This is a genomic window from Streptomyces sp. NPDC007808 (assembly GCF_042868655.1).
Taxonomy (GTDB): Bacteria; Actinomycetota; Actinomycetes; order Streptomycetales; family Streptomycetaceae; genus Streptomyces.
The window spans coordinates 221,403-237,439 of record NZ_JBIAEQ010000005.1; the positions used below are offsets into that span (position 1 = coordinate 221,403).

Below are 16,037 nucleotides of genomic sequence, written 5' to 3' on the forward strand. Positions count from 1 at the left end.
GTTGGCCGAACCGCTGCGGGACCGGCTGGTCGCGCGGGTCGTCGTGCGCGGGGTGCGGGAGGCGGACGCCGGGGCGCTGTCCGGGCTGACCCAGCAGGTCGAGATCGCCCGGGACACCTTCGCCGGGCTGGTGATGGTGTCGCGTTCGTTCGTGTTCACCTCGGCCGGCGCCCTGGTGGGGCTGGTGTCGCTCGACCCGCTGCTCCTGCTGGTCGTCGGGCCGCCGCTGGCCGCGGGCCTGGGCCTGTTCGCGGCGACGTTGCGGCCGCTCGCCCGGCGTCAGGAGGCGTTCCTCGTCGCCGACGAGGCGCTGGCCGACGGGCTGGCCACCGTCTGCCCCGGACTGCGGGACATCACGGCGGCCGGCGCGCAGGAGCGGGTCGCCGCCGTCACCCGGCGCCGGATCGACGCCGAGCTGCGGGCCGCCTGCTCCCTGGCCCGCTGGGGTGTCCTGCGGGTGGCCTCCCTCGCCCTGGGCGGTCAGTTCCCGATCGTGCTGCTCCTGCTCTGCGCGCCCTGGCTCCTCGCCCACGGAGTCACCGCCGGCGCCCTGGTAGGCGCCCTCGCCTACGTCACCCAGTCCCTGCTCCCGGCCCTGCACAACCTGGTCCACGGTCTCGGCACGAGCGGCTCACGGCTGGTCGTGGTCCTACGGAGGCTGACCCGTGAGCCCGAGACCGGGGCGGGGCACCTCACCGACAGCCCTGACGCGGGAGCGGGGCACTCCGCCCACGGCCCCGACGCGGGGGCGGGGAACATCAGCGGCGGGTCCGACGCGGGGCCGGGGCGCCCCACCGACAACCCCGACGCAGGACCGGGGAACATCAGCGGCAGCCCCGACGCAGGACCGGGACACCCCACCGACGGCCCCGACCCGCGACCGGGACACCCCACCGACGGCCCCGACCCGCGACCGGGACACCCCAGCGGCGGGTCTGAAGCCGGAGATGGGCGCGCCGTCCACGGTGCCCCCGCCGGGAACGGTCGGCCGGCCGGCGAACCCGCGGCCGCCGGGGCCGGACGCCTCACCGACACAACTCCCCCGGCAGCCCAACGGCCACCCCACCAACACCCCGCCGAGCATGGCCGACGCGCCCACGAAGTACTCCGTGGGGCCGAAGGACCGGCCCGCGAACCCGTCTCAAGGACCGGGCGGACCCCACCCGAGCGTTCCACGGGGCCCGGGGTCGCCCACGGGTCGGAGTCCCACGCCCGCCCCTCCGACGAGACCTCGGCCCGCCTGCCCCGCCCGGACCGCGAACCCGCGCCTTCCCGCACCCCGGTCGACGAACCGGCCGCCTGCCCGCTCACCCCGGTCGACGAACCGGCCGCCTGCCCGCTCACCCCGGTCGACGAACCGGCCGCCTCCCCGCCCCCCGCCGACGAGCGCGCCCGTCCCGCAGGCCCTCCCCTGCTCTCCCTGACGTCCGTCAGCTTCGCCTACGGCCCCACCGCCGCCCCCGTCATCGACGACCTGGACCTCGCCCTGCCGACGGGCGCCCACCTGGCCGTCGTGGGTGCGAGCGGTATCGGGAAGTCCACGCTCACCGCGCTGGTCGCGGGGCTGCTGGAGCCGGGCCGGGGAGAGATCCGGCTCGGTGGGCATCCGGTGCCGGGGTCGCGGGCCGCCGCGCTGCGGGTGCTCATCCCGCAGGAGGCGTACGTGTTCACCGGCACGCTCGCCGAGAACCTGGGGCATCTTCGGCCGGACCCCGTGCCCGAGGCGGAGCTGCTGGCCGCGGCGGAGGCCGTCGGCCTGCTGCCGCTGCTGCGGTCGCTCGGCGGGCCCGGGGCGACGGTGGATCCGGCTGCGCTCTCCGCCGGGGAGCGGCAGCTCGTCGCCCTGACCCGTGCCTATCTCTCGCCCGCGCCGCTCGCCCTGCTCGACGAGGCGACCTGCCATCTGGACGCGCGGGCCGAGGAGCGTGCGGAACGGGCGTTCGCGGATCGGCCGGGCGGCACCCTGGTCGTGGTCGCGCACCGCATCAGCTCGGCGCGGCGCGCCGACCGGGTGCTGGTCATGGACGGGCCCCGAACGGCGTACGGCACCCATGAGGAGCTGCTGAGCCGCTCGGCCGCGTACCGCGAGCTCGTGGGCGGCTGGACGCACGTGCCGTCACAGCCAGCCCTCGCCCTGCGAGATCCGGATCGCGTCGATGCGGTTGCGGGCCCCGGTCTTGCGGGTGATGGCGGCCATGTAGTTGCGCACGGTCCCGTGGGACAGATGCAGGCTTCCCGCGATCTCCGCCACCGAGGCTCCCTCGGCGGCGAGGGATAACACGCTCAGTTCCCGCCGGGTCAGGGGCATCTCGGCGGCCTTGAGGAACCCGAAGCCCAGCGAGTCATCGACAAAACGTTTCCCTTCAGCCACCCGCCGGATCCCGCGGACCAGGTTCTCGGGCGAGCCCTCCTTGTCCACGTATCCGAGCGCCCCCGCCTCGGCTGCCCGCTTCAGCAGACCCGGTCTGTGGGAGCCGGCGAGCACCAGCAGCCGTGCCGCCGGGCGGCCCGCCTCGCGTGCGCAGAGGTCGCCGAGCGGCGGGATGCCGTACGCGTCCGAGCAGTCCAGATCCGCCGCGCAGACCGTCGGCCGCACGGCCCGCAGACGGACCGGCGCGCTGCGCCACGAGGCGTCGTGCACCTCAAGGCCCGGTTGTCTGCGTAACCAGTCCGCCAGCACCGATCTGACCAGACACGCGTCATGCACCAAAAGCACCCGGATCACTACCCCGCCCCTTCGGCTCGCCCTGCACCGGTTCCGTGGTGAGAAACGCGTGCCCTATTGTTCGCGTCCCGCACCATCTGCGGGCGCGAAGATCCGGCCATCAGGGTGCGCGGGGGCGCACGCATGGCGCCCGTACGCGGCCCCGCGCTTCAGGTTCGGGGGCATGGTCCGGGCCCGAAGGGGTATGCGCCGCACTCCCCGCCCCGGCCGCGGGTACGCGTGCGCCGTGCATGATCCCGCCGCCTGTGAGGCCCTTGTGCGCTCGCCGTGCGCGAAGGGCCGTGAAGGGGGAGATTTGAGCCCTGGGGCCCGGTTCCGGCGCGTTGCCGGCGGCGCGGGTCCACGGGACGCGCCCAGGGACGAGGAGGTGGTCGGCGTGTCCGAGGGACAGACGGCCGCCCAGGCGCAGACGGCCGCGCGCACGCGGGTCGGCCGGCCGCTGCTGTCACTGGCGCTGGCGTCGATGATGGACGAGGTGCACGCGCACTCCGGTGCCGTGTATCTGCTGGCCGCCGATGAGCCGGTACTGGAGATGGCGGTGGTCGCGGGCCTGCCCCGGGCGTTCTCGGCGCCATGGGAGCGGGTCGGGCTGAGCGCGCCGATCCCCGTCGCCGAGGCGGTGCGGGAGCGACGGCTCGTCTGGGTGCGGGGCGAGGACGACATGGCCGCCCGCTATCCGCGTATCGCCGTCGTCCTGCCCTATTCGTTCGCCCTGGCCGCGCTGCCCGTGGCCACCGAGACCACCGCCTACGGTGCGATCTTCGTGACGTGGCCCGGCTCGCACCCCCCGGAGCTGTCGGAGCGGGACCAGGACCATCTGGAGGCTGCCTGCCGACGGCTCGCGGTGCGGCTGGAGCGGGCCAGGGAGGACAGCCGTCCGCCGCTGCCCGAGCCCGATCTGATCGCCGGACCGGCGTTCAGCGGCGCGGCCGGCACCCTCGGCACGGTGGAGGCGGCACGGATGGTGTCGCGGCTGCCGTACGGGTTGTGCTCGCTGGATCTGCACGGCCGGGTCAGCTTCGCCAACGCGGCGGCGGCCGAGCTGATCGGCGTCCCGGCCAACCGGCTGCTCGGCAACCAGCTGTGGGCAGCGGTGCCCTGGCTCAACGACCCCGTGTACGAGGACCGCTACCGGGCGGCGCTGATGAGCCAGCAGACGACGTCGTTCGTGGCGCTTCGCCCGCCCGGCGACTGGCTGTCCTTCCGTATGTATCCGAGCACGACCGGGCTGAGCGTCCGGATCAGCAGGGCCCGCGCGGTGGCCGAGATGGCCCGCGGCGGGCCTCCGCCCGGTGACGCGCCGGCCCGGCTGGTGACCATCTCCCAGGTGCTGAGCCTGGCCGGGGCACTCACCGAGGCCGCCGGCGTCCAGGACGTGGTGCAGCTGGTCGCGGACGAGATCGTGCCGGCCGTCGGCAGCCAGGCCCTGGTCGTGCTGGGTTCACGGTCCGGCCGACTGCATGTGCTCGGGCACCGCGGCTATCAGGATCCGCAGGTCGTGGAGCAGTTCGACGGCATGCCGCTGACCGAGCAGACCCCGGGCACCCATGCCCTCACCACGGGCGTGCCCGCGTTCTTCGACTCCCGGCAGGAGCTGGAGCGGCTGTATCCGGCGCGGCACGCGACCCCCGACGGTTTCGCGGCCTGGGCGTATCTGCCGCTGATCGCCTCCGGCCGGCCGGTCGGCACCTGTGTGCTGGCCTACGCCGAGCCGCACGCGTTCCCGGCGGACGAACGGGCGGTCCTGACCAGCCTGGGCGGGCTCATCGCACAGGCGCTGGAACGCGCCCAGCTCTACGACGCCAAGCACCAGCTGGCGCACGGGCTGCAGGCCGCCCTGCTCCCGCACTCGTTGCCGCCGCTACCCGGCGTCGACGCGGCCGCGCGCTATCTGCCCGCCACGCAGGGCATGGAGATCGGCGGCGACTTCTACGACCTGGTGCCGACCGAGCGAGGGCTGACGGCGGCGGTGATCGGGGACGTGCAGGGGCACAACGTCACCGCGGCCGGTCTGATGGGCCAGCTCCGCACCGCCGTGCGGGCGTACACCACCGTCGGACAGGCGCCCGAGGACGTCATGCGCAGCACCAACCGACTGATGCTCGACCTCGGCGCGGATCTGTTCGCCAGCTGTCTGTACCTGCGCCTCGACCCCGAGCACGGGAAGGCGGTGATGGCACGTGCCGGGCATCCGCCGCCGCTGCTGCGACGGCCGGACGGGCGGGTACGGGTACTGGACCTCGCGGGCGGCCCGCTGCTGGGCATCGACGGCTCACCCACCTATCCGACGACGGAGGTCGATCTCCCGCCGGGCTGTGTGCTCGTCCTCTACACCGACGGCCTGATCGAGTCCCCCGGCCTCGACATCGAGGACGCCCTCGCCGACCTCGGCCAGGTCCTCAGCGAGGCCGGTGAACGTCCCCTGGACGAGTTGGCCGACCTCCTCGTCCGGCACAGCGCCTCGACGCGGGAACGGATCGACGACGTGGCGCTGCTGTTGCTGCGGGCGCGGGAATGAGGGTCCCGCCCGGGCACGAAGCGGTCCGACCCTCCCGCCGGAGGGCCGGACCGCGTGTGTGCTCTCGGCGGTGCCGGTGTGTCAGTTCACGCCGACGCCGTTGCCGATGATCTCGCCGAGGCCGTTGCCCGTGCCGTCGGCGTTCCCGTTGCCGACTCCTTCACCGGCCTGCTCACCGGCACCGGCCTCCTCACCGGCGCCCGCTTCCTCGCCCGCACCGGCTTCCTCGCCCGCGCCGGCCTCTTCGCCCGCACCGGCGTCGTCACCCGCGCCCGCGCCGCCGCCCGCGGCGCCACCACCGCCGAGGGTCGCGCCGACCGCCTCCAGGGCGGTGGTCACCGGCTGGAAGAAGGTCTCGCCGCCGACCGTGCAGTCACCGCTGCCGCCGGACGTCAGGCCGATCGCCAGCCCGTCCTGGGTGAACAGGGAGCCGCCGCTGTCGCCGGGCTCGGCGCAGACGTTGGTCTGGATGAGCCCGGTGACCGTGCCCTCCGGGTAGTTGACGGTGGCGTCGAGGCCTGTGACCTGACCGTCGTTCAGGCCCGTGGTGCTGCCCATCCGGAAGACCTGGAGGCCCACCTCGGCATCCGCGGCCTGGCTGATCGGGACGGTCTGGTCGCCGACGTTGACCTCGCTCGGCGCCTGGGTCGCCGGGTCGTCGTACTTCACGAGCGCGAAGTCGCCGGCGCCGGGGAAGGTCGACTGGTCGACGGTGGCGATCGGCTGGCCGCCCTGCGTGTCGGACCACTCGTTGCCGCCGAGCGTGCAGTGACCGGCGGTCAGGAAAGCGGGAGAGCCGTCGCCCGCGGTGACGTTGAATCCGGCCGAGCAGCGGGAGCCGCCGGCGAAGATGGCGTCGCCGCCGGAGAGGAACGTCTTGAAGGTGCCGGCCGACTTCTTGATGGTCGCCATGTCCGAGCCGAGGCCCTCGACGGTCGACTCCAGCTGGTCCCACTTGTCGCCGGTGACCGTGGAGTCGGCGGTGACGAGGATCTTGTTCGTTCTGGGGTCGACGGCCCACGCGGTGCCGGGGATGGTCGCCTCGGACTTCAGGGTCTTCGCGCCGGCGTCGAGTTCGGCCAGGCTGTTGTCGACCTCGCGGACCTTGGCGCCCGCCTTCTTCGCCTGCACGATGACGTTGTTGTTGTCGCCGGGGACGACGTTGACGACCAGCTGCCGGCTCTCGGCGTCGTAGTACGACCCGGCGAAGGCGTCGCCCAGCATGCCCGCGAGCTGCGAGGCCAGATCCGAGGCGTCCGCCGCCTTCAGGGTCTTGGGAGCGGCGGCGTCGGCCGACGTGCCGTCCTGCGACGCGTTGGCGTTCGGCAGCAGGATCGCGGCCGCTCCGAGCGCCACCACGCTGCCCGCGGCTATCGCGGCCTTGCGCTTCGGAATTCGCTTGTGACTCAAACTTCTCGACCTCCTGGGGGACGGGGTCAGTGCCGCCTTGTTCGGCAGCTGTTCGGGGCGCCTGGTTGGCAGTTGGTACGCACGGGTCGCACGGGGCGTTCAATTGCTTTTGCACGCGCCTCACTCGGCACACCGAATCGGCCAAGGACCGCACCCCAGGGCCCGGCGGCGGCAACAATCCCCCATATGACGATGACCACCGCCGAAGCCGACAAGATCCTCTCCGCCAACTTCGCCCCCTGGGTGCTCGCCCTCGGTCTGTCCGTACAGGCCGTCGGAGATCATCGCGCGATCCTGCGACTGCCCTGGTCGGACGCGCTGGCCCGGGAGGGCGGTGCGCTGTCGGGGCAGGCGCTGATGGCCGCCGCCGACACCGCGACCGTGATCGCCGTGTCGGCGGCGCGCGGGGCGTACGGGCCGATGACGACGGTGCAGCAGTCGACGTCGTTCCAGCGCGCGGTGACCGGTTCGGATGTCCTGATCGAAGCGGTCGTCACCAAACTGGGCCGCCGGATGGCGTTCGCCGACATCACGCTGACCGACGAGGGGTCGGGGGAGATCGCGGCGCGGGCGAGCACGGTGTACGCCCTTCTGGGCTGACACGATCCGCCATCGGTCAGTGACGGTCCGTCGTGAACATCGAGCGGAATCCTGGCTTCAGGGAATCTGCACATTCAATGCTCAACGAAGTCACGGCGGGCCGGGGTTCTGCACAGGGGAGCTACCGGCGGTCACCCCCTTGAGGGGGGTGTGTCCAATTCGCCGCCGCGAGGTCCGAAGTTCCCCGCCCGGACGCAACAGCGCGTCGGCGCCGATGCTGTGACGCATGTGAAGAAGTGTCCGACACGACGTGACCGCATCTGCACGGATGACGGCGTTCGTGGACCCAAATACCCAGGTGAGGGCATGGGTTGATTGGAAGCCCCCGCCCGCAGCGTGCTTTGATCCATCGCACCGCGGGGGCCGCGAACGGCTTTTCGGAAACGGGCGCCGGGTGCCCGCGGTCGCGGCCGTCATCTGTCCCCAGAGGGGGCCGCTCCCCCTTGTGAAATACCCATCAGGAAGGGAAGTTCCATCATGAACTCCACCCCCCAGGTTGAGACCGTCGAGATCTCCGACGCCGAGCTCGACAACGTCTCCGGCGGCCTGCAGGTCAACGCCGTGAACGGTGCCCTCGACGCGGTCAACGGCATCGCCCCGGTCTCCGGCCTGGTCGACACGGTCGTCGGCACCGTGGAGGGTGTCACCGGCCTGCAGACCGCTCCGGTCACGAACCTGGTCGCCGGTCTCTGATCGCGCCTTCGTAACCGCTGAGTCCCGGAGCCTTTCCCCGGCTCCGGGGCTCTTCGGGTGCCACGAACCCAACGGCACCGCCCCGCGACACGACCGGCCACGCGCCGGTCTCGACTCATCCTCAGGTGAGGGAAGTTCCGTGCAGTTCCGCCAACAGGCCCTCGCCAAACTCCAGTCGCCGGAGGAGCTCGACCTCCCGGTGCGCTTCGCCCGCCCCCAGGGCTGGCTGGTCCTGTGCGTGACGGTGGTCGTGATGGCCGCGGCGTCCGTGTGGGCCATGACCGGCTCGGTCGCCTCCACCGTCGGCGCGCCCGCGATCCTCACCCACGGCCAGGGCAGTTACCTTCTGCAGAGCCCGGTCGCCGGCCAGGTCACCGCGGTCCTCGCCGAGCAGGGCCGGCGGCTGCCCGCGAACTCCCCCGTCGTGAAGGTCCGTACCGCCAGGGGCGAGACGGTCGTCCGCACGGTCGCCGCGGGCCGGGTCACCGCGCTCGCCGCCACCATCGGGCAGATCATCTCCACCGGCGCGAACGTCGCCGCCGTCGAGAAGGTCGCGCACGCCGAGGACCCGCTGTACGCCACGGTGTACGTCCCCGCGCAGAACGCGGCCTCCATCCCGGACGAGGCCGCCGTGGACCTCACCGTCTCCTCCGTGCCCACCCAGGAGTACGGCGTCCTGCGCGGCCGTGTGAAGTCCGTGGACCGCTCCGCGCAGTCGGCACAGCAGATCGCCGCGTTCCTCGGTGACAGCCAGCTGGGCGAGCAGTTCACCAAGGAGGGCAGGCCCGTGGCCGTACTGGTGAAGCTGGACCGCGCGTCGGGCACGAAGAGCGGCTACAAGTGGTCGTCCGCGGACGGGCCGCCGTTCGCCCTCACCTCCATGACCACGGCCGACGCCTCGATCCGGCTGGCCGACCAGCGTCCCGTCGATTGGCTGCTGCCGTGAGCACCGCACAGGAGACCCGCGGCAGGCGCCGCGCCGCCCCGCCCAAGCGCCCGGTCCCCAAGGGCAGGACGAAGACGGTGCGCACACCCACCGTCCTGCAGATGGAGGCCGTGGAGTGCGGGGCCGCCTCCCTCGCGATGGTGCTGGGCCACTACGGCCGTCACGTCCCGCTGGAGGAGCTGCGCATCGCGTGCGGCGTCTCCCGCGACGGCTCGCGCGCCAGCAACCTGCTGAAGGCGGCCCGCAGCTACGGCCTGACCGCCAAGGGCATGCAGATGGACACGGCCGCCCTCGCCGCGGTGAAGACGCCGGCCGTGCTGTTCTGGGAGTTCAACCACTACGTCGTCTACGACGGCATGGGGCGTCGCTTCGGCCGCCGGGGCGTGTACGTCAACGACCCCGCCAAGGGCCGCCGCTTCGTGCCCATGGAGGACTTCGACGGCAGCTTCACCGGGGTCGTGCTGGTGATGGAGCCCGGCGAGGGCTTCAGCAAGGGCGGTCGCAGGCCCGGGATCCTGGGCGCGATGCCGGCCCGGCTGCGCGGCACCGCGGGCACGATGCCCGCCGCCGTGCTGGCGAGCCTCCTCCTCGTGCTGGTCGGTGCGGCGGTGCCCGCGCTGAGCCGCACCTATATCGACATGTTCCTCATCGGCGGCCAGACCTCCCTGCTGGGCGTGCTGTTCGCCTCGATGGGGTCCTGTGTCGCGCTCACCCTGGTGCTGACCTGGCTGCAGCAGGCGAACCTGCTGCGCGGCCGCATCATCTCCTCCACCCTGTCCAGCGCCCGCTTCCTGCGGCATCTGCTGCGGCTGCCGGTGACGTTCTTCTCCCAGCGCAGCCCGGCCGACCTGGTGCAGCGCCTCCAGTCGAACGACGCGGTGGCCGAGACGCTGGCCCGCGACCTCGCGGCGGCGGGCGTGGACGCCGTGGTCGTCGTCCTGTACGCGATCCTCCTCTACACCTACGACCCCCAGCTCACCTTCGTCGGCATCGGCGTCGCCCTGCTGAACGTCGTCGCCATGCGGGTGGTCATCCGGCTGCGCGCCACCCGTACCGCCAAGCTGCGCGCGGACAACGCCCGGCTCACCAACACCGCCTACACGGGCCTGCAGTTGATCGAGACGATGAAGGCGACCGGCGGCGAGGACGGCTACTTCCGCAAGTGGGCCGGGCAGCACGCCACGACCCTGGAGGAGCAGCAGCGCCTCGGCGTCCCGAGCGCCTGGCTGGGTGTGGTCGCGCCGACGCTCGCCACGCTGAACAGCGCGCTCATCCTCTGGATCGGCGGCATGCGGGCGGTCGAGGGCGGTATATCCGTGGGCCTGCTGGTCGCCTTCCAGGCACTGGTCACCCGCTTCACCGCCCCCATCACCCGGCTGAACGGCGTCGCGGGCCGCATCCAGGACTTCGCAGCCGACGTGGCCCGCCTGAAGGACGTGGAGAACTTCGAGGCGGACCCGCTGTACGGCCGCCCCGGCGCGGGCGACTCGACGCGCCGGCTGCAGGGCCATGTCGAGCTGCAGAACATCACGTTCGGCTACAGCCCGCTCGACAAGCCCCTGCTCACCGGTTTCGACCTGACCGTCGGCCCGGGACGGCAGGTGGCACTGGTCGGCGGCTCGGGCAGCGGCAAGTCGACGGTCTCCCGGCTGATCTCGGGTCTGTACGCGCCGTGGGAGGGCGTCATCCGCATCGACGACCGGCGCATCGAGGACATCCCGCGCGGCGCGCTCGCCGCCTCCGTCTCCTTCGTGGACCAGGAGGTGTTCCTCTTCGAGGGCACCGTCCGCGACAACGTGGCGTTGTGGGACCCGTCGATCCCGGACGACGCGGTGGTCGACGCGCTCCGTGACGCGGCGCTGTACGACGTCGTCATGCGCCGCCCCGGCGGCATCCACAGCAGGGTCGAGCAGGACGGCCGCAACTTCTCCGGCGGGCAGCGCCAGCGCCTGGAGATCGCGCGGGCCCTGGTGCGCCGCCCCAGCATCCTGGTGCTGGACGAGGTGACGAGCGCGCTGGACGCCGAGACCGAGCTGGTCGTGATGGACAACCTGCGCAAGCGCGGCTGTGCCTGCGTGGTGATCGCGCACCGGCTGAGCACCGTGCGCGACAGCGACGAGATCGTCGTACTGCAGCACGGCACGATCGTTGAGCGCGGGCGGCACGAGGAACTCGTGGCGCGGGGCGGCGCGTACGCGGCACTGGTCAAGGAGCGGTGAGATGACGTCCGTCCACGAGGGCGACCTCGTTCTCGACACGCTCGGCCAGATGGGCACGCGCATCGACTGCGCGGGGTTCAGCCGGCTGGACCTCGAAGGCCCGCAGGTGCTGTGGCTGGTGGCGTCCGGCGCGGTGGACCTGTTCGCCGTCGACGCCGGGCAGCAGGGCCACTGGCACCACCTGGGCCGCCTGGAGGCGGGCTCACTGCTGCTCGGGCCGGTCGCGGGGCCTCAGCACACGCTGGTGGCGCGACCGCTCAGGGACTGCGTCGTCCACCGCATCGGGCTGCGCGAGCTGTACCAGCCCGCGCACACCCAGACCTGGTCCTACGACGAGTACGGCAACCCGAGTTACGTCCCGCCGCAGACGAGCCCTCTGGAGTACGCCCTCGCTCTCGGCGTCGGCCGCAGCCTCTCCATCCTCTTCCAGGCGCCGATGGCCACCGAGCGAACCGCCGCGGATGGGGGTGCCCCCGTGCGAGCGTATTCGAGCACGGGGGACGACGACGACGTCTTCTGGATGCAGGTGCCGCCGGGCAGTGTGCAGTACGGCTCGCTGTACGGCGCGGAGGCCGCCGCCGACCTGCTGATGGACCCGGCGGTCTGGCAGTCGATGGTGGACCAGCAGTACCGCCTGCTGACCACCCTCGACCGCTGGATCGAGCAGCTGGAGCGCACCCACGAGACACGGACGGCGGAGGGCATCAAGGCCGGTGAGGCGGTACGCGCCCAGGCCGACCGGACCCTGCTGGCGTCCATCGGCAAGCGGCGCGGCACACGTACGACGGCCGCCGACGCGGACGCCGGCTACGCGGCCTGCAAGCTGGTCGCGCAGGCGGCCGGGATCACGCTGGCCGAGCCCGCGCAGAGCGGCACCGAGAGCGACCGGCTCGATCCGGTGGAGCGGGTCGCCCTCGCCTCGCGGGTGCGCACCCGGGCCGTGCGCCTGGACGGTCGGTGGTGGCGGGACAACATCGGCCCGCTGGTCGGGCATCGGGCGCTGTCCGGTGCGCCGGTGGCGCTGCTGTGGCGGCGCGGCGGCTATGTCGCCGTCCATCCGGCGACCGGCCGGGAGACGCCGATCGAGAAGGCCAACGCGGAGGAGTTCGAGCCGCGGGCGGTGATGTTCTACCGTCCGCTCCCGGACCGCGCGCTGAGCCCGCTGCGGCTGCTGAGGTTCAGCATGCGGGGCAGCGGCGGTGACCTCGCCAACCTCCTGCTGAGTGGTCTGGTGACGGTGGCGATCGGCGCGCTGGTGCCCATCGCGACCGGCAAGGTGCTCGGTGAGTTCGTGCCGAAGGCCCAGACCTCTCTGATCGTGCAGTTCTGTCTGGCCGTGATGGTCAGCAGTGTCGTGGCGGCGGCCTTCATGCTGCTGCAGAACCTGACGATCCTGCGGCTGGAGGGCCGGATCGAGGCGACGCTCCAACCGGCCCTGTGGGACCGGCTGCTGCGGCTGCCGACGAAGTTCTTCACCGAGCGTTCGACCGGCGAGCTGGCGAGCCAGGCCATGGGCATCAGCGCGATCCGCCGCCTGATGGCCGGAGTCGGGCCGGTCGTCGCCCAGTCGGTGACGGTCGGCGCGATGAACCTGGCGCTGCTGTTCTGGTACAGCGTGCCGATGGCGCTGGCGGCGATCGGCATGCTCGTCGTCATCGCGGGCGTGTTCCTGGGGCTGGGGCTGTGGCAGGTGCGCTGGCAGCGGCGGCTGGTGGTGCTGAACAACAAGCTCAACAACCAGGCGTTCCAGACGCTGCGCGGACTGCCGAAGCTGCGCGTCGCCGCGGCCGAGAACTACGCCTACGCGGCCTGGGCGGACCGGTTCGCGCACAGCCGCGAACTCCAGCAGAGGGTGGGACGGATCAAGAACCTCACCACGGTGCTGGGCGCGGTGTACCTGCCGGTGTGCACCCTGCTGATGTTCATGCTGCTGGCGGGTCCCGCGCGTGGGTCGATGTCGGCGGCCGCGTTCCTCACCTTCAACACCTCGGTGACGATGCTGCTGACCTCCGTCACCCAGCTGACCGGCGCGTTCGTCTCGACAGTGGCCGCGCTGCCGCTGTTCGAGGAGATCAAGCCGGTGCTGGAGGCCACTCCCGAGGTGCGCGCGGCCAGCACCCGGCCGGGCCCGCTGACCGGGTCGATCGAGGCGCGCCGACTGTCCTTCCGCTACTCCGACGACGGCCCTCTCGTCCTCGACGACGTGTCCTTCGAGGTGCGCCCGGGCGAGTTCGTGGCCATCGTCGGCCCCAGCGGATGCGGCAAGTCGACGCTGCTCAGGCTGCTGATCGGCTTCGACAAGCCGGTCTCGGGCAGTGTGCTGTACGACGGCCAGGACCTCGCCGCGCTCGACCAGTCGGCCGTGCGCCGGCAGTGCGGGGTCGTGCTCCAGCACGCGCAGCCGTTCACCGGCTCGATCCTGGACGTCATCTGCGGTACGGAGCCGTACACGCCGGAGGAGGCGATGGCGGCGGCCGAGATGGCGGGGCTCGCCGAGGACATCAGGCGGATGCCGATGGGGCTGCACACGATCGTCTCGGGCAGCGGCGCGATCTCCGGCGGCCAGCGGCAGCGCCTGATGATCGCGCAGGCGCTGATCCGCCGTCCGCGCATCCTGTTCTTCGACGAGGCCACCAGCGCCCTCGACAACGAGACCCAGCGCACGGTCATCGAGTCGACCAGGGCCCTCAACGCCACCCGCATCGTCATCGCGCACCGACTGTCGACGGTGCTGGACGCCGACCGCGTGATCGTGATGGAGGACGGAAAGGTCGCCCAGCAGGGACCGCCCGCGCAGCTCCTCGCGGACACCGGCGGGCGCCTGCACGAGCTGGTACGACGCCAGATGGCCTGACCGGTCAGGCGTCGAGGCCCGGCACGGGGGCTCCGGAGGGCACACCCGCGGCCACATAGCCGTCGTAGAGGTCCTTCCACGGAGCGTCCGCCCCTGCGTGCGGCCCTTCGAAGCGCTCCCCGCGCGCGTGTGCGTCCAGGGCGGCGAGGCACACCTCCCAGCCCGCGCTGTTGCGGGCGGCGGTGTTCTCGGCGACGAGCACGTTGGTGAGCGTGAAGCGGGTGCGCCCCTCGCCCACGGGCTCCAGGTCGAAGTGCAGTTCGTCGCCGCCCCACTCGAAGGACAGGTGCCGGGGCTCGTCGACGGCGATGACCCGGCCGGTGGCGTCCGCGGTGTTCGGGTCGCCGCTGAAGGTGATGGTGCCACCGGGGCGCAGCTCGATCTCGGCGCGCGAGGGGAACCAGTGGGCGAGTTCGCCGGCGTCGGTCACGAACCGCCAGACGCGTTCGACGGGGTGGTCGTAGGTGCGGCTGAAGCGGACGGCAGGGCGGCCGTCGTCCAGGGTGAGGTAGGTGCCGGTGAGGTCCGCGGTCATGGTGGATCAGCCCTTCGTGGTGGCCCCTCGGTGTCGTCCGAGGTGTGGTCCGAGGCGGCGTCGTCCGAGGTGGCGTCCGACGTCTCGTCGAGGCGGCGGCCCAGGGCGTCCAGGCTGTCGTTCCAGAGCGTGCGGTACGGCGCGAGCCAGGCGTCGAGGGCGGCGATCGGGGCCGGGTCGAGGGCGTAGACGCGGCGCTGGGCGTCCTGCCGCACCCGCACCAGTCCCGCCTCCCGCAACACCTTCAGGTGCTTCGACGTGCTCGGCTGGCTCAGCCCGCATGCCTCCACGATCTCCCCGACGGGCCGCGGCCGCTGAAGGAGCAGCGCGACGATGGCCCGCCGGTGGGGGTCGGCGAGGGCGCTCCAGAGCGAGGCATTGGACATGGCACCAATATGCCCACGCGGTTATATTCCTGTCAAGGAATACTCAGCCCCCGCTCCCGTGCGCCCCCGTTGCACCGGCTTCGAAACGGGTACACGCCGCGCATGCGAATCAGCGTGGTGGATGTGGGGTCGAACACGGTCCGGCTCGTGGTGGCCGACGCGCAGGACGGGGTTCCACTGCCGGTCCATACGGAGAAGTGGCGGCTGCGGCTGTCCGAACAGGTCAAGCCGGGGGACAGCATTCCCGAGGAGGCCGTCGAACGGCTGGTCGGCGCGGTCCGCGCCGCGAGTCGGACCGCGACCAGATGGGGCGCCACAGCTCCCCTGGCCTTCGCGACGGCGGTCGTACGCAACGCGCCGAACCGCCGGGAGGTGCTGCGTACCGTTCACGCCCGCACCGGCGTGAGCCTGTGCACGCTGCCGGGTGAGCTGGAGGCCGAGCTCACCTTCCTCGGGGCACGGCGGTGGATGGGCTGGCGGGCCGGGCCGCTCGCCCTGCTCGACATCGGCGGCGGCTCGCTGGAGGTCGCCTTCGGCCGGGGCCGGCTGCCCGACTTCGTCGCGTCGCTGCCGCTCGGCGCCCAGAAACTGACCCATGAGTTCTTCGCAGACGAGGACCCGCCGGACCCGCGGCGCATCCGGGAGTTGCGCCGCAAGGTGCGCCACCAGCTGCGGGACGTGGCGGCCCGGATCCGCTGGGAGGGGCCGCGCACGGCCGCGGCCACGTCCCGTACGTTCCAGCAGCTGGGCCGGTTGTGCGGAGCCGCGCCGGGGCGGCACGGACCCTTCGTGGAACGCAAGTTGACGCGCTCGGACCTGAGCGAGGCGATCGACCGCCTGACCCCGCTGTCGGCCGCCGAGCGCGCCCTGCTCCCCGGTATCTCCGCGCCACGTGCCGCGCAGAGCCTGGCCGGCGCGGTGGTCGCGCACACGGTGATGAAGCTGACCGCACTGGGGTCGGTGACGATCTGCCCCTGGGCGATCCGCGAGGGGATCATGCTGCGGCAGATCGAGGACGGCGCGTCCTGGTGGGCGGAGGTCAGCCGCCTCGACGAGGAGGAAGCCGTCGCGCCCGAGCCGCCGGTGCCCCTGCGGATCGCCGGCGCCCCCGCGACCAGCTGACGTACGACCGACCACGGAAGGAGACCTTC

At 72.5% G+C, this 16,037-nt stretch carries 11 protein-coding genes and 1 pseudogene; 8 read left to right on the plus strand and 4 right to left on the minus strand.

Translation table 11 applies throughout. The annotated features are described in order from the left end of the window. Positions 1–133 precede the first annotated feature (133 nt). Positions 134–1,837: pseudogene (locus ACFYNL_RS20135) on the plus strand (ATP-binding cassette domain-containing protein); the annotation flags it as partial. 279 nt (positions 1,838–2,116) lie between these two features. On the opposite strand, the gene ACFYNL_RS20140 reads toward ACFYNL_RS20135, so the two are convergent. Continuing rightward, positions 2,117–2,725 carry a LuxR C-terminal-related transcriptional regulator gene (locus tag ACFYNL_RS20140; protein ID WP_388805133.1) on the minus strand — a complete coding sequence of 203 codons (609 nt, stop codon included), beginning with the start codon at positions 2,723–2,725 and terminating at the stop codon, positions 2,117–2,119. A gap of 367 nt (positions 2,726–3,092) precedes the next feature. Here ACFYNL_RS20140 and ACFYNL_RS20145 point away from each other — a divergent pair, with 367 nt between their 5' ends. Beyond that, complete coding sequence (locus ACFYNL_RS20145; RefSeq protein ID WP_388805136.1) at positions 3,093–5,243, plus strand: SpoIIE family protein phosphatase; 2,151 nt, start codon at positions 3,093–3,095, stop codon at positions 5,241–5,243. 81 nt (positions 5,244–5,324) lie between these two features. Here ACFYNL_RS20145 and ACFYNL_RS20150 read toward each other — a convergent pair whose 3' ends face one another. Continuing rightward, the gene (locus ACFYNL_RS20150) at positions 5,325–6,653 is read right to left on the minus strand and encodes a S1 family peptidase (RefSeq protein ID WP_388805139.1); all 1,329 of its coding nucleotides are present in this window, start codon (positions 6,651–6,653) and stop codon (positions 5,325–5,327) included. Positions 6,654–6,839: 186 nt separating this feature from the next. On the opposite strand from ACFYNL_RS20150, the gene ACFYNL_RS20155 reads away from it, so the two are divergent. The 5 genes from ACFYNL_RS20155 (at position 6,840) to ACFYNL_RS20175 (ending at position 13,965) form a co-directional block, all read left to right on the plus strand. After that, entirely contained in the window at positions 6,840–7,253 is a 414-nt protein-coding gene (locus tag ACFYNL_RS20155) for a PaaI family thioesterase (RefSeq protein ID WP_388805142.1), read from the plus strand. Positions 7,254–7,730: 477 nt separating this feature from the next. Beyond that, positions 7,731–7,946 carry a type A2 lantipeptide gene (locus ACFYNL_RS20160; protein WP_194049189.1) on the plus strand — a complete coding sequence of 72 codons (216 nt, stop codon included), beginning with the start codon at positions 7,731–7,733 and terminating at the stop codon, positions 7,944–7,946. Positions 7,947–8,085: 139 nt separating this feature from the next. Then, the gene (locus ACFYNL_RS20165; protein ID WP_388805146.1) at positions 8,086–8,892 is read left to right on the plus strand and encodes an HlyD family efflux transporter periplasmic adaptor subunit; all 807 of its coding nucleotides are present in this window, start codon (positions 8,086–8,088) and stop codon (positions 8,890–8,892) included. After that, positions 8,889–11,111, plus strand: coding sequence for an NHLP family bacteriocin export ABC transporter peptidase/permease/ATPase subunit (locus ACFYNL_RS20170; protein WP_388805149.1), 2,223 nt, complete (start codon positions 8,889–8,891; stop codon positions 11,109–11,111). Before ACFYNL_RS20165 ends, ACFYNL_RS20170 begins: the two co-directional genes overlap by 4 nt. Position 11,112: 1 nt before the next feature. Next, positions 11,113–13,965: an NHLP bacteriocin export ABC transporter permease/ATPase subunit gene (locus tag ACFYNL_RS20175; protein WP_388805152.1), complete on the plus strand. Its 2,853-nt coding sequence runs from the start codon at positions 11,113–11,115 to the stop codon at positions 13,963–13,965. Between the two features lie 4 nt (positions 13,966–13,969). Here the strand turns inward: ACFYNL_RS20175 and ACFYNL_RS20180 are convergent, their stop codons facing one another. Together ACFYNL_RS20180 and ACFYNL_RS20185 are read right to left on the minus strand one after the other, a co-directional pair. Beyond that, positions 13,970–14,500, minus strand: a complete 531-nt coding sequence (locus ACFYNL_RS20180) for an SRPBCC family protein (RefSeq protein WP_388805155.1) — start codon at positions 14,498–14,500, stop codon at positions 13,970–13,972. Further along, positions 14,497–14,886: an ArsR/SmtB family transcription factor gene (locus ACFYNL_RS20185; protein WP_388805158.1), complete on the minus strand. Its 390-nt coding sequence runs from the start codon at positions 14,884–14,886 to the stop codon at positions 14,497–14,499. The genes ACFYNL_RS20180 and ACFYNL_RS20185 overlap by 4 nt, the downstream gene beginning before the upstream one ends. 102 nt (positions 14,887–14,988) lie before the next feature. On the opposite strand from ACFYNL_RS20185, the gene ACFYNL_RS20190 reads away from it, so the two are divergent. Beyond that, entirely contained in the window at positions 14,989–16,008 is a 1,020-nt protein-coding gene (locus tag ACFYNL_RS20190) for a Ppx/GppA family phosphatase (RefSeq protein ID WP_388805161.1), read from the plus strand. Positions 16,009–16,037: the final 29 nt, after the last annotated feature.

Excerpts from the sequence above, each read along its gene's own strand:
- ACFYNL_RS20155 (WP_388805142.1), top strand. The coding sequence starts at position 6,840 with ATGACGATGACCACCGCCGAAGCCGACAAGATCCTCTCCGCCAACTTC.
- ACFYNL_RS20160 (WP_194049189.1), top strand. The coding sequence starts at position 7,731 with ATGAACTCCACCCCCCAGGTTGAGACCGTCGAGATCTCCGACGCCGAG.
- ACFYNL_RS20175 (WP_388805152.1), top strand. The coding sequence starts at position 11,113 with ATGACGTCCGTCCACGAGGGCGACCTCGTTCTCGACACGCTCGGCCAG.
- ACFYNL_RS20180 (WP_388805155.1), bottom strand. The coding sequence starts at position 14,500 with ATGACCGCGGACCTCACCGGCACCTACCTCACCCTGGACGACGGCCGC.
- ACFYNL_RS20185 (WP_388805158.1), bottom strand. The coding sequence starts at position 14,886 with ATGTCCAATGCCTCGCTCTGGAGCGCCCTCGCCGACCCCCACCGGCGG.
- ACFYNL_RS20190 (WP_388805161.1), top strand. The coding sequence starts at position 14,989 with ATGCGAATCAGCGTGGTGGATGTGGGGTCGAACACGGTCCGGCTCGTG.